Here is a 13,259-nt window from a genome sequence, read left to right as displayed (position 1 = left end):
CCGGAGAACAGGCGCGGGCCCTGTTCTTGGGTGAGTCAGGAGCCCGCCGGAGGCTTCCCGGCCCGAGACTCCAGGCCCGCCCCGTCGCCGGGCGCCCCGCAGCCAGGCCCGCCCGCAGGGCGCCTCCTCACCGCTCCCTCAGGAGAACGCGAAGCCGTCCCCGGTCTCGGCCGGCGCGTGCCGGATCAGCCGCGAGGTCAGCACCGCCGCCTGCCGATGCACGACCGCCTTCTGGTAGTCGGGGTTCATCAGCATCTCGATGAAGGCCGAGGCCGCCGGGTAGGCCGCGACGAAGGCCTCGTCCCAGCGTTCGTCTTCCGGCCCGATCAGCACCGTGCGGAAGGCGCCCCGCCAGACGATCCTGCCGCCGAGCCCGGCGAACACCGGCCCGCTCTCGCGTCCGTAGTTCGCGTAGGCCTGCGCGCCGCTCAGCCCCTTGCCGGCGAGCGCGTGTGCCTCGGGATAGGCCGCCGCCTCGCGGAAGCGGACGAGGTTGAGCATCTGCACCGGCTCGTCCCGGGGCAGGGCCTTGAAGGCCTCCCACTGGGCGCGCATGGGGTCCACGCAATGGTCGGGGCAGGGGGCGTCGGTCATCAGGGGTCTCCTCCCGGTCGCTGGGCGCTTCGGCCCGTCGGTTTGGCGGAGCCTAGCCTCCCCGCCGCGCCGATGCGAGCCGTCGCCGGGGCCCACGCGCGATCACGCGTAGCGCGCCCCGCCCAGCCCGTCGGGCCCCGCGAGCATCGTCTCCGCCCCGTCCACGATGTCGGTGTTCTGCGCCGCGACCAGCCGCCAGCCCTCGGGTCGCGCCTGGGCCGCGAACACCAGCATGGTGCGGCGCGGACCGGCGAGGCCGCCGTCGGGGGCGCGCTGCCCCTCCATCCGCGCGCGCAGGCGCGCCAGCGCCGCGCCGGGGCCCAGGGCCCGCGTCTCGAGCCTTTCCTCGCTCAGGACGGCGCCGGCGAAATAGGTCTGGAAGGCGACGCCGTGGACGCGGGCGATCCGCTCCGCCCCGTGCCACCACAGGCCGGTGACGTTCACGAAGTCCGCGTCCGCGGCGAAAAGCGCGCCCAGGGCGGCGGCGTCGTGCGCCGACCAGGCGGCGAGGAAGGCGCGGGCGAGGCGGGCGGCCTCGGCCTGCGCCGTCTCCTCGCCGGACCCGCCCGCCGGCGGCGCCGGCGTCGGGCCCATCAGTTCAGGTCCAGCATCTTGCCCGGGTTGAGGATCCCCTGCGGGTCCAGCGCCCGCTTGATCTGCGCCATCACCGAGACCGCCTCCCCGTGCTCGGCGTCCATGAAGCGCTTCTTGCCCACGCCGATGCCGTGCTCGCCCGAGACGGTGCCCCCCAGGCGCAGGGCGGTCTCGGCCATGCGGCCGGCGACGGCCTTCACCGTCTCCAGCTCCCCGGGATGTTCGGGGCGGAAGAACAGGCCGGCGTGGAAGTTGCCGTCGCCCACGTGGCCGATGATGCCGCCCGCGACGCCCGAGCTCTCCATGTCCCGCCGCGCCTCGGTCACCGCTTCGGCGAGCCGCGAGATCGGCACGCAGACGTCGGTCGAGATCCCCTTCCACCCCGGCCGCTGCGCCCGCCCGGCATAGAAGAAGTTGTGGCGCGCGTGCCAGAGCTTGGCGCGCTCCTCGGCGTTGGTGGTCCACTTGAAGTCGCCCCCGCCGTGCTCGGCGGCGATCTCGCCGAAGATCTCGGCCTGCTCCTTCACGCCCTCGGGGGTGCCGTGGAACTCGACGAACAGGTGCGGGGTCTCGGGCAGGGACATCTTGGCCCAGGCGTTCACCGCGGCGATCGACCAGGCGTCGACATATTCGATGCGCGCCATCGGCACGCCCATCTGGATGGTCTGGATCACCGCGGCGACCGCGCCCTCGGGGTCGGCGAAGGCGCAGGTGGCGGCCGAAATGCCCTCGGGCGTGCCCCACAGCTTCACCGTCAGCTCGGTGATGATCCCCAGCGTCCCCTCCGAGCCGACCAGCAGCCCCTTGAGATCGTAGCCGGTCGAGGATTTGCGCGCCCGGCTGCCGGCGCGCACGATCCGCCCGTCGGCCATCACCGCCTCGAGCGCCAGGACGTTGTCGCGCATGGTGCCGTAGCGCACCGCGTTGGTGCCCGAGGCGCGCGTCGCGGCCATCCCCCCCAGCGTGGCGTTGGCGCCGGGGTCGACCGAGAAGAACAGGCCGGTGGCGCGCAGATGCTCGTTGAGCGCCTCGCGGGTCAGGCCGGGCTGCACGACGGCGTCCATGTCCTCGACATGCACCTCCAGCACCCGGTCCATCCGGGTCATGTCGAGGCTCAGCCCGCCCTGGGTGGCCAGCGCATGGCCCTCGAGGCTCGAGCCGATGCCCCAGGCCACGATCGGACAGCCCTGCGCCGCGCAGATCTTCACGATCTCCGAGACCTCCTGCGTGGTCTCGGGGAAGGCCACGGCGTCGGGCAGGACGTCGGGATGCCAGCTCTCGTCGCGGCCGTGAAGGTCGCGCACCGAGTCGGCGGTGGACAGGCGCTCGCCCAGAAGGGTCCTGAGCTGCTCGATCGCGGTCTGGATGGTCATGCGGTCCTCCCTGGCGGCGGACGATAGACCCGGGTCCCTCAGAAGAAAAGCAGGGGCGGGGCGCGCCGCGAGGCGCCGGGAGACGGTTCCCACGCGCGCCGGGGCCGGGACGCGCCGCGGACCCGCCGCCCGCCATGGACGCAGCGTCGGTCGCGGCGCCTGCGCCCCTCGTCGCCGGGACCGGGCTCGGTGGGGGGCGGCAGGACAGTCCGCGCAAGGCGCGCGGTCAGCCGGCCTGTGGCGGGCCGCCCTGCAGCAGGCCGCGGGCGGCGGCCTCGATCAGGGCGTCGGTGTTCACCGGGACCTCGGTCACCTCGTAGTCGCCGTCGATCAGCAGGGTGGCGACCCCATGCACGAAGGTCCACAGCATGATCGCGAGCCGCATCGCAGGCTCCGTGCCGGGCTCCAGTCCCGAGGCTTCGGCCACGTCGGCGATCACCACCTGGAAGCACGCCTTGGCCTCTTGCCCGTAGTCGTCGTCCGAGGGGTCCGAGAGCTCCCGCTTCATCCCGAACATCACCCGGAACAGGCCCGGGTTGGCCGCGGCGAAGGCGACATAGGCCTTGCCGATCGCCGCGATCCGCGCCGCCCCCGGTTCCGGCGTCACGGCGCGCGAGGCGTGCATCGTCTCGCGCATCTCCTCGAAGCCGTGGTCGCACAGGGTGCGCAGGATGTCGTTGCGGTCGGCGAAATGCTTGTAGGGCGCGGCGGTCGAGACGCCGGCCATCCGGCAGGCCTTGCTGACCGACATGCGGTCGGCGCCGTCCCGCTCGACCAGCTCGCGCACCGCCGCCAGCAGGGCGTGGGCCAGATCGCCATGGTGATAGCGCGCGCGCTTGCAGCACGGCTCTGCCGGGCGGCCTGAGGGAGAATCAGAGAGGGGGTGCGATGCGTCGGCCATTTTCGGCCTCATTTTTCACGGCTCGAGGGTTGCAATGCAAGTTAGTGCCTCTAACATAAGTTAGCAACGCTAACATCGCATGGAGAGAGTCGATGACGTCCGAGCGTTCCGCCCCCGACGGGGCGCCTGCCGCCCCCGCCGCCGCGTCCTCTCTGGGGCGGCGCGTCGTCCGGCGGGCGGGGCGTCTGACCCTCTCGGCCGGTCTGGCGGCCGCGGCCGGCGTGGCCGCCGTCCTCGGCGCCCAGGCCTTGCAGGAGCGCAACGCCCCGCCCGAGCAGATCGCCGCCTCCGCCCCCACCCGCGCCCCGGTCATCGCCGTGCAACGCGCGAGCGGCCTGCGGGTCGAGACGCGGCGCCTCGGCATCGTCGAGCCCGCGCGCCAGGTGCAGGCGGCCTTCGATCTCGCCGGCACGGTCGAGACGGTGGCGGTGCAGGAGGGGGACCGCGTGCAGGCGGGCCAGCTTCTCGCCCGGCTCGACACCGCCCGGATCCGCGTCCGCATCGACGAGCTCGAGGCCCAGCGCGCCGCCACCCAGACGCAGGCCGAGCTCGCCCGCCTGACGCTGGAGCGGCAGGAGACCCTGCGCGCGCGCGGCTTCGCCTCCGACCAGCGCTGGGACGAGGCGCGGCTGGAGGCGGACCGCGTGGCCGCCACGCTGCGCCAGCTCGACGCGGGGCTGGCCGCGGCGCGCATCGACCTCGACCATTCCGAACTGCGCGCCCCCTTCGCGGGCGAGATCGCCTCGCGCTCGGCCGACGAGGGGGCGGTGGTCTCGGCCGGCCAGAAGATCATCGAGCTGATCGAGGCCGACCGTCCCCGCGTGCGCGTCGGCCTGCCCGAGGCCGCCGCCGCCCGCCTGCAGCCCGGCACCCTGATGCAGGTCGAGATCGACGGCCGCCGCCTGACCGCCGCGGTCGCCGCGGTGCGCCCGGACGTGGACCCCGCCACCCGCACCCGTGCGGCCCTTCTCGACCTGCTGACCCCGCCGGGCGCCCGCGTCGCCTACGGCGCCGCCGTCTCGGTCATCGTCGAGCGCACCCGCGAGGAGGAGGGCTTCTGGCTGCCCGTCTCGGCCCTGCGCGAGGGGGCCAAGGGCCTGTGGACCGTGCTGACCGTGGCCGAGCGCCCCGGCGGCGCGGTCGCGGGCGTGGAATCGGTCGAGGTCCTGCACGTCGACGGCGAGCGCGCCTTCGTGCGCGGCACGCTCGCCCCCGGCGACCTGGTGGTGGCCGCGGGCGCCCACAAGCTGGCCCCGGGCCTGCGCCTCGCCCCCACTGAGATCCCGCTGGCCCGCGCGCTGGGCGAAGACGCGCTGGGCGAAGACACGCCGGGCGAGGACGCGCCCGCCACCCTCGCCTCGGCCGACTGACCCCGCCGCCCAGGTCCCCCGAAGGCCCCGGGTCAGGCCCCGGGGCGCCCCCTTCCGCCCCGCGAGCCGCCACGGAGCCCGCCATGCGCACGCTGTTCTACCGACATGCCCGACTGACCGCGCTTGCGATGCTGGTGCTGATCGCGGCGGGGGCCTCGGCCTTCCTGACCATCGGTCGCCAGGAAGACCCCACCATCACCAACATCTTCGCCAACATCTTCACCCCCTATCCCGGCGCCGATCCGGCCCGCGTCGAGGCGCTGGTCACCGAGAAGATCGAGGCCGAGCTGCGCGAGATCGCGGAGATCAAGCGCCTCACCTCCACCTCCTCGACCGGAATTTCGGTGATCAACGTCGAGCTCTCGGAGTTCCTCGACGACGCGGCCATCGACACCGCCTGGGCCGACATCCGCCAGGCCCTGCGCGACGTGGCGCGCGAGCTGCCAGAGGGCGTGCCCGAGCCCGAGTTCGACGACGACCGCACCGGCGCCTTCTCGGCGATCTCGGCGGTGATGCCGCGCGGCGCGGACGCGCCGCCTGCCATCCTCGCCCGCCATGCCGCGATGCTCGAGGATCGTCTGCGCGCCCTCCCGGGCGTCAGCCTCGTCACCTCCTACGGGATGCCCGAAGAGGAGGTGCTGGTCACCATCGACCCCGAGGCGCTGGGTCCGCTCGGCCTCTCGGCCGCGCAGGTGGCCGCGGCGATCGGGCAGGCCGACCCCAAGGTCTCGGCCGGGCGGCTGCGCGGCGCCGAGACCGACCTGCTGATCGAGGTCTCGGGCGAGATCCGCTCGCTCGACCGGGTGCGCGAGATCCCGCTCGCCAGCAACGCCGAGGGGTTCTCGACCCGCGTCGGCGACGTGGCCACGGTCGAGAAGACGGCCCGCGTGCCCGCCCCCTCGCTGGTGCGCATCGACGGCCGCCCCGCCGTGCTGGTCGCGGCCAAGATGGAGGAGGGCCGTCAGGTCGACGCCTGGATCCGGACGGTGCGCGCGAGCCTCGCGGACTACGAGGCCGCGCTGCCCGGCGGGCTCGAGCATCGGCTGATCTTCGACCAGTCGGGATACACGGCCGACCGGCTCTCCGAGGTCGCGGCCAACATGGCCGTGGGGGTGGGGCTGGTGGTGGGCGTGCTGTTCCTGACGCTGGGCTTCCGCGCCGCGCTGGTGGTGGCCGCGGTGCTGCCGCTGGTGGGGCTCGCGACGCTCGCCACGCTGAACTTCATGGGCATTCCCATCCACCAGATGTCGGTCACCGGCATGATCGTGGCGCTGGGTCTGCTGGTGGACGCGGCCATCGTGATGACCGACGAGATCCGCCGCCGTCTCGCCGCCGGGATGCCGCGGCTCGAGGCGGTGGGCGACGCGGTGGGCCGGCTCGCCGCGCCGCTGTTCGCCTCGACCGTCACCACCGCGCTGACCTTCATGCCGATGATCCTGCTGCCCGGTCCCGCGGGGGACTTCGTGGGGACGGTCGCGATCTCGGTGGTGGCGATGCTGGCCTGGTCCTTCGTGGTGGCGATGACGATCACGCCCGCGCTCTCGGGCTGGCTGCTGCCGGACCCTTCGAAGGGCGGCGGGATCGTGGCCAACGGCATCTCCGGCGGGGCATTCGGGCGGCTGTTCGCCGGCTCCCTGCGGCTCGCCACGCGCAACCCCGTGCCGGCGATCGCCTGGGCGCTGGTGCTGCCGGTGATGGGGTTCCTGTCCTTCCCCAGCCTGACGCCGCAGTTCTTCCCCGGCGTCGACCGCGACCAGTTCTACATCGACGTCGAGATGCCCGCCGGCGCCGCCCTTTCGGCCACCGAGGCGACGACCGAGGCGGTCTCCCGGGCGCTGGCGGCCGAGGACGACATCCGCCAGGTCGCCTGGGTGATCGGCGAGAGCGCGCCCTCCTTCTACTACAACATGACCATGAACAGGGTCGGCGCCCCCGGCTTCGCCCGCGCCCTCGTCTCGACCGACTCCAACGCCGCCACCGCCCGCCTGATCCCCGAGCTGCAGGACAGCCTCGGCGCCGTCGCCCCCGGCGCCCGGATCCTGGTGCGCGACCTCGTGCAGGGCCCCCCCGTGCAGGCGCCGGTCGAGCTGCGCCTGCACGGCGCCGACCTCGCCCTCCTGCGCGAGACCGGCGACGCGATCCGCGGCATCGTCGAGACCAGCCCCGACATCGCCTCGGTCCAGACCACGATGGAGGGGGGCGCGCCCAAGCTCGACTTCGTGCTCGACGAGGACAAGGCGCGGCTGGCGGGGCTCGACCTCGTCTCGGTCGCCCGCCAACTCGACGCGGCGCTCGAAGGGGTCACCGGCGGCAGCCTGGTAGAGGGGTCCGAGGAGCTGCCGGTGCGCGTGCGCGTCGGCGCCGCCCGCCGCGCCGACGCGGGCTTTGTCGAGACCTTCGACATCGTCGCCCCCGACGGCCGCCTGGTTCCCCTCTCGACGCTGGGCGAGATGCGCGTCGTCCCCTCCGACAGCGCGATCTCGCGCCGCGACGGGGAGCGGGTGAACGCCGTCGCCGCCTTCGTGCGCTACGGCGTCCTGCCCGAGGCCGCGCTCGCCCAGGCCCAGGCCCTGCTGGACGAGGCCGGCTTCGCCCCGCCCCCCGGCGTGCGGCTCGAGGTCGGCGGCGACGCGGACGCGCGCAACGAGGTCATCGGCAATCTGCTGGCGCCGCTGGGGCTGATCGTGACCCTCTCGATCGCCACGGTGGTGCTGACCTTCAACTCCTTCCGCCTCGGCGCGGTGGCGAGCGGGGTGATGGTGCTCTCGGCCGGGCTCTCGATCCTGTCGCTGGCGATCTTCGGCTACCCGTTCGGGATCACCGCGGTGGTCGGGGTGATCGGCTCGATCGGCGTCTCGGTCAACGCCTGCATCATCATCCTCACCGCGCTGCAGGAGGATCCGCGGGCGGCCGCCGGCGACCGCGATGCCATGGCCGAGGTGGTGCTGGGCGCCTCGCGCCACATCGTCTCGACCACGATCACCACCTTCGGCGGCTTCCTGCCGCTGATCCTGGGGGGCGGAGGCTTCTGGCCGCCCTTCGCGATGTCCATCGCCGGGGGGGTGCTGCTCTCGACCGTGGTCAGCTTCTACTTCACCCCGCCGATGTTCGCCCTGCTGGCGCGGCGCGCGCGGCCGGCGGGGCAGGGCGCCGCCGGCCCGGAGATCGCGGCGGAACCGGGCCCCGCCCTCGCGCCCCCGCGCTCCGGCGCCCGGGCGCGGAACCTCTTCGCCGCGCCATGATCCGCGCCTGACCGGCCCGCGGCGCGGGCCGTCTCGCCGCCGGGGCGGGCAGGGGCGCCGTCCCGCACGCGCCATGCCGCTGATCCGATCGGCCCCCGCGCACGTAAGACTGTGCAACCATCCACACAGGGGGAGGTCGAATGACCCTCGGCGCGCTCTATCTCGCCACTTTCGCGGTGTTTCTCGTGCTCGACGCGCTGATGCTGACGATGGTGATGAAACCGCTCTTCGACCGCCACGTCGGCGCGCTGATGCTCGAGGACCCCAAGTACGCGGTCGCGGGGGCCTTCTACGTGGCCTATGTCGCGGGCATCCTCTGGTTCGCCGGCTGGCCGGCGCTGGCGCCGGGGGGCGGGGGCTGGCGCTCGGCCGCGCTGAACGGCGCGATCCTGGGCCTGCTCGCCTACGCCACCTACGAGTTCGTGAACATGGCCACCCTCAAGGGCTGGAGCTGGCAGACCGTCGCGCTCGACACCCTGTGGGGCGGTGTGCTGACCGGCGTCTCGGCCGCCGGGGGCGTGGCCATCGTGCAGGCGCTGGGCATGACCCGGAATTGATCCGCCCCTCTGCCCCTGGGGGCATTCTGCGCCCCTCCGCGCCTGGGGGCGTCCTGCGCCCCTGCCGCCCCTGCGCGCGCGGGCGGCCTTGCCCGAGGCGCGCGCCCGGCGCAGGGTCCGCGCCATGACGTCCGCCACGCCCCCCGCCCTCGACCTGTCCGATGTCCGCAAGGGTTACGCCACGCCACAGGGCCGCCTCGAAGTGCTGCGCGGCGTCTCGCTGGTCCTGCCCGCGGGCGAGAGCCTGGCCCTGACCGGCGAATCGGGGTCCGGCAAGAGCACGCTGCTGCACCTCGCGGGCGGCCTCGACGTGGCCGACGGCGGCGAGATCCATGTGGCGGGGCAGCCCACTTCCGGTCTCGACGACGGCGGCCGCGCGGCCCTGCGGCGCGAGCGGGTGGGCCTGGTGTTCCAGCAGTTCAACCTCGTGCCCAGCCTCGACGTGGCCGAGAACCTGGCGTTCCAGGCCCGCCTTGCCCGGAAGGAGGACCCGGCCTGGACCGCGGAGCTGGCGCGTCGCCTGGGGCTCGACGACCTGCTCTCGCGCTGGCCCGAGCAGCTCTCGGGCGGCCAGCAGCAGCGCGTCGCCATCGGCCGGGCGCTGGCCGCGCGACCCAGCCTGGTGCTGGCCGACGAGCCCACCGGCGCGCTCGACGAGACCGCCGCCGACGCCGCACTCGCCCTGTTGCTGGAGCTGACGGCCGAGGCCGGGGGGGCGCTTCTGATGGTCACCCACTCCGCCCGCCTCGCGGCCCGTCTCGACCGCCGCCTGCACCTGCGCGCCGGCCGCCTCGATGCGCCGCCCGATCCGGGCCCCCCGGCATGAGGGCGGCGTCCCCCGCGCGCCGCGCCCCGACGCCCTCCCGTCCGGGACCTCGGGCATGAGCGCCCGCGACGCCTCCCCGCCCGCGCCGTCCCTGACAGCTCAGCCAGTCCGCGCCTCAGCCCGCTCCACGCTGGCCGCGCTGCCCTGGGCTCTGCGGGTGCTGACCTCGCACTGGCGCCGCCGGCCGCTGCAGCTGCTGGCGCTGCTGGTGGGGCTGGCGGCGGCCACGGCGCTGTGGTCGGGGGTGCAGGCGCTCAACGCCCAGGCGCGCGACAGCTATGCGCGCGCCGCCTCGGCCTTTTCCGGCGCCCAGGTCCCCTCGCTGGTCCCCGAGGCCGGCGGCCCGATCCCGCAACCGGCCTTCGCCGAGCTGCGCCGCGCCGGCTGGCCGGTCTCCCCCCTCGTCGAGGGCTGGATCAGGGTCGGCGACGAGCGCCTGCGCCTGATGGGGATCGAGCCGGTGACCCTTCCCGCCGCCGCCGGCCTCGCCTTCTCCGGCGAGCAGGCCCTGGCCGGCGAGGCCGAGGGCCCCGAGGACGCCCGCGCCTACCCCGATTTCGTGCTCCCCCCCGGCCGCCTGTTCCTGGCGGCCGAGACGCTGCGGGCCAACGGCTGGGCCCCCGGCGACCGGCCCGGAACCCCGCGCGGCCCGCTGCCGCCGCTGGTCGCCTCCTCGGCCCCCGCGCCGGGCCTCGCCATCACCGACATCGGCTTCGCCCAGGCGCTGCTGGGGATGGAGGGCCGCGTCTCGCGCCTGCTGCTGGACCCCGAGCGCGCGCCCGCCGGCGCCCCCCCCGGCTGGCGGCGCCTGGCGCCCGAGCCGCGCGTCGACCCGGGCCGCCTCGCCGACAGTTTCCACCTCAACCTGACCGCCTTCGGTGGCCTGAGCTTCATCGTCGGCCTGTTCATCGTCCACGGCGCGGTGGGCCTGGCGGTCGAGCAGCGCCGGCCCCTGTTCCGCACCCTGCGCGCCTGCGGCCTCTCCTCCCGCGGCCTCGGCGCGGCGCTTGCCATCGAGCTTGGCGTCGCGGCGCTGCTGGCGGGCCTCGCGGGCGTGGCGCTGGGCTATCTGGTGGCCGCGGCCCTGCTGCCCGACGTGGCGGCCAGCCTGCGCGGCCTCTACGGCGCCCGCGTGCCGGGAACCCTGTCGCTGTCGCCGGCCTGGTGGGCGGCGGGACTGGGGATGAGCCTTGCGGGCGCCGCCGCCGCCGCCGGCCCTGCCCTGCTGCGCGCCGCCGCCGCCCCCGCGCTCGAAAGCGCGCGCCCCGAGGCCTGGCGCCTCGCCTCCGCCCGCGCCGCCCGCCTGCGCGCCGCGGCCGCCGTCGCGCTGGCGCTGGCGGCCGCGGGGCTCGCGCTGTTCGGCCAGGGCCTGACCGCCGGTTTCGCGCTGCTGGGCGCGATCCTGGGCGCCGCGGCGCTGGGCCTGCCGCCGCTGCTCGGCTGGGCGCTGGCCCGCGCCCAGACCCGCGCCCGTCGCCCGCTGACCCGCTGGGCGCTGGCCGACGGGCGCCAGCAGTTGCCCGGCCTGTCGCTGGCCCTGACCTCGCTGCTGCTGGCGCTCGCGGTGAACATCGGCGTGGGAACCATGGTCGACGGCTTCCGCCTGACCTTCCTCGGCTGGCTCGACGACCGCCTCGCCGCCGAGGTCTACGTGCGCGCCGAGCCAGGCGCCGCCGACCGGCTCGGGACCTGGCTCGCCGCCCGCCCCGAGATCGAGGCGATCTTGCCCGAGCCCCGCGCCGAGACCGCCCTCGACGGCTGGCCGGTCGAGATCGTGGGCTTTGCCGATCATCCCACCTGGCGCGCCTCCTGGCCGCTGCTGGCCCAGCTCCCCGAGGCCTGGGACCGCGTCGCCGAGGGCTCGGGCGCGCTGATCTCCGAGCAGATGGCCCGCCGCCTCGACCTCTCCCCCGGCGACCCGCTGGTCCTGCCTGGCCCCGGCGAGCCGCCCCTGACGGTCGCGGGCGTCTTCGCCGACTACGGCAACGCGCGGGGCCAGGTCCGCCTCTCGGCCGAGGCGCTGGTCGCGCGGTGGCCCGACGCCGAGCAGGGCCGCTACGCCCTGCGCCTTTCGCCCGAAGACGTGTCGCCCTTGCTCGAGGCCCTGCGCGGGGCGCAGGATGCGGGCCTGGCCGAGGCCGCCGACCAGGGCGAGATCCGCCGCCTCAGCCGCTCGGTGTTCGAGCGGACGTTCGCCGTCACCGGCGCCCTGAACGCGCTGACGCTGGGGGTGGCGGGGATCGCGCTGCTGACCTCGCTGCTGACGCTGGCCGAGACGCGCCTGCCCCAGGTGGCGCCGCTGTGGGCGATGGGCGTGCGCCGCCGGCGTCTGGCCGCGATCGAGCTGACGCGGATCCTGGCGCTCGCCGCCCTGACCGCGGCGCTGGCGATCCCGCTGGGGGTGCTGGTGGCCTGGGCCCTGACCGCGGTCGTCAACGTGGAGGCTTTCGGATGGCGCCTGCCGCTGCACCTGTTCCCCGGCCAATGGGCGCGGCTGGCGCTGCTGGCGGTGGCGGCCGCCGGTCTGGCCGCCGCGATCCCGCTCCTGCGTCTCGCGCGAACCCCGCCGGCGCAGCTTGCCAAGGTCTTTGCCGATGAACGCTGACTCTCGCTTCGTCTCGCTCGCGGCGCTGCTGCTCGCCGCCGCGCTGGGGATCGCCGGCGCGGCCCTTGCGCAGGGACAGGGCGCCTCGGGCCTCTCCGACCTCTCGGGGCAGGGCGACGCGCCGCGGGCGGCCGCGCCCGGCGGCGCCTCGGGCGGGCAGGGCTATGCGGGCCTCTCGGGCGGGGGCGCGGGCTACGCCGCGGTCAGGCCCGGCCGCCGGTTCGCCTTCCCCGCCGACCACGGCCCCCACCCCGGCCACCGGATCGAGTGGTGGTATGTCACCGCCAACCTCTCGGCCCCCGACGGCCGCGCCTTTGGCGTGCAGTGGACCCTGTTCCGCCAGGCCCTCTCGCCCGACCCGGCCTCCGAGGGCTGGTCCGCCCCGCAGATCTGGCTCGCCCACGCCGCCCTCACCTCCGCCGAGGCCCACCGCACCGCCGAGAAACTGGGCCGCGGCGGCGTCGGCCAGGCCGGGGCCGCGGCCAGCCCGTTCCGCGCCTGGCTCGACGACTGGCGCCTGGCGAGCCGGGGCGAGTCCTTCGCCCCCCTGCGCCTCACCGCCCACGGCGAGGGCTTCGCCTACGACCTCGACCTTTCGGCCGACGGCGCGCCGGTGCTGCAGGGCCAGGACGGCTTCTCGCTGAAATCCGAGGGCGGGCAGGCGAGCTACTACTACTCCCACCCCTTCCTCGCGGTCTCCGGCCGCCTGACGCTCGAGGGCGAGACGATCCCCGTCGCCGGCCGCGCCTGGCTCGACCGCGAGTGGTCGAGCCAGCCGCTCGCCGGCGACCAGCCCGGCTGGGACTGGTTCGCCCTGCACCTGCCCGAAGGCGAGAAGCTGATGCTCTACCGTCTGCGCCGGACCGGGGGGGGCGGCTACCAGGCCTCGTCCTTCATCTCGGCCGACGGCGCGGTCGAGGCCCTGCATGGCGAGCAGGTGGCGATGACCCCGCTCGAGTCCGCCCGGGTCGCGGGTCGCGACGTGCCGGTGCGCTGGCGTCTCTCGGTCCCCTCGCGCGGACTGGACGTGACCACGACCCCGCTCAACCCCCAGTCGTGGATGGGCGAGTCCTTCCCCTACTGGGAGGGCCCGATCTCCTTTGCCGGAACCCATTCGGGCGTCGGCTACATGGAACTGACCGGCTACTGAGCGCCCCTGGCGCAACGCCCGACCCCCCCTCGCAAAGCGCCTGTTCT

At 75.1% G+C, this 13,259-nt stretch carries 10 protein-coding genes; 6 read left to right on the top strand and 4 right to left on the bottom strand.

Annotation, left to right across the window (positions count from 1 at the left end; translation table 11 throughout):
• Positions 1–138: 138 nt before the first annotated feature.
• The 4 genes from AAC134_RS22200 to AAC134_RS22185 form a co-directional block, all read right to left on the bottom strand.
• Positions 139–594: a DUF1330 domain-containing protein gene (locus tag AAC134_RS22200; RefSeq protein WP_339951695.1), complete on the bottom strand. Its 456-nt coding sequence runs from the start codon at positions 592–594 to the stop codon at positions 139–141.
• Between the two features lie 102 nt (positions 595–696).
• Positions 697–1,188 carry an SgcJ/EcaC family oxidoreductase gene (locus AAC134_RS22195; RefSeq protein WP_339951693.1) on the bottom strand — a complete coding sequence of 164 codons (492 nt, stop codon included), beginning with the start codon at positions 1,186–1,188 and terminating at the stop codon, positions 697–699.
• On the bottom strand, positions 1,188–2,561 hold the full coding sequence (locus tag AAC134_RS22190) for an FAD-linked oxidase C-terminal domain-containing protein (protein WP_339951691.1): 1,374 nt from the start codon (positions 2,559–2,561) through the stop codon (positions 1,188–1,190). The genes AAC134_RS22195 and AAC134_RS22190 overlap by 1 nt, the downstream gene beginning before the upstream one ends.
• 226 nt (positions 2,562–2,787) lie before the next feature.
• Complete coding sequence (locus AAC134_RS22185) at positions 2,788–3,462, bottom strand: WHG domain-containing protein (RefSeq protein WP_339951689.1); 675 nt, start codon at positions 3,460–3,462, stop codon at positions 2,788–2,790.
• 92 nt (positions 3,463–3,554) lie between these two features.
• Between AAC134_RS22185 and AAC134_RS22180 the strand changes: the two genes are divergently transcribed.
• The 6 genes from AAC134_RS22180 (at position 3,555) to AAC134_RS22155 (ending at position 13,212) form a co-directional block, all read left to right on the top strand.
• On the top strand, positions 3,555–4,832 hold the full coding sequence (locus AAC134_RS22180) for an efflux RND transporter periplasmic adaptor subunit (protein WP_339951687.1): 1,278 nt from the start codon (positions 3,555–3,557) through the stop codon (positions 4,830–4,832).
• Between the two features lie 83 nt (positions 4,833–4,915).
• Complete coding sequence (locus AAC134_RS22175; RefSeq protein WP_339951685.1) at positions 4,916–8,074, top strand: efflux RND transporter permease subunit; 3,159 nt, start codon at positions 4,916–4,918, stop codon at positions 8,072–8,074.
• Between the two features lie 140 nt (positions 8,075–8,214).
• Positions 8,215–8,631 carry a DUF2177 family protein gene (locus AAC134_RS22170; RefSeq protein WP_339951683.1) on the top strand — a complete coding sequence of 139 codons (417 nt, stop codon included), beginning with the start codon at positions 8,215–8,217 and terminating at the stop codon, positions 8,629–8,631.
• Positions 8,632–8,755: 124 nt separating this feature from the next.
• Complete coding sequence (locus tag AAC134_RS22165; protein ID WP_339951681.1) at positions 8,756–9,457, top strand: ABC transporter ATP-binding protein; 702 nt, start codon at positions 8,756–8,758, stop codon at positions 9,455–9,457.
• Positions 9,458–9,596: 139 nt separating this feature from the next.
• The gene (locus AAC134_RS22160; protein ID WP_339951697.1) at positions 9,597–12,062 is read left to right on the top strand and encodes an ABC transporter permease; all 2,466 of its coding nucleotides are present in this window, start codon (positions 9,597–9,599) and stop codon (positions 12,060–12,062) included.
• Positions 12,052–13,212, top strand: a complete 1,161-nt coding sequence (locus AAC134_RS22155) for a lipocalin-like domain-containing protein (RefSeq protein ID WP_339951679.1) — start codon at positions 12,052–12,054, stop codon at positions 13,210–13,212. The genes AAC134_RS22160 and AAC134_RS22155 overlap by 11 nt, the downstream gene beginning before the upstream one ends.
• Positions 13,213–13,259 lie beyond the last annotated feature (47 nt).

This window comes from uncultured Albimonas sp. (assembly GCF_963977235.1).
Classification (GTDB): domain Bacteria; phylum Pseudomonadota; class Alphaproteobacteria; order Rhodobacterales; family Rhodobacteraceae; genus Albimonas.
Note: the sequence above shows the minus strand (reverse complement) of the source record. Positions and strands in the feature narration are given on the sequence as shown.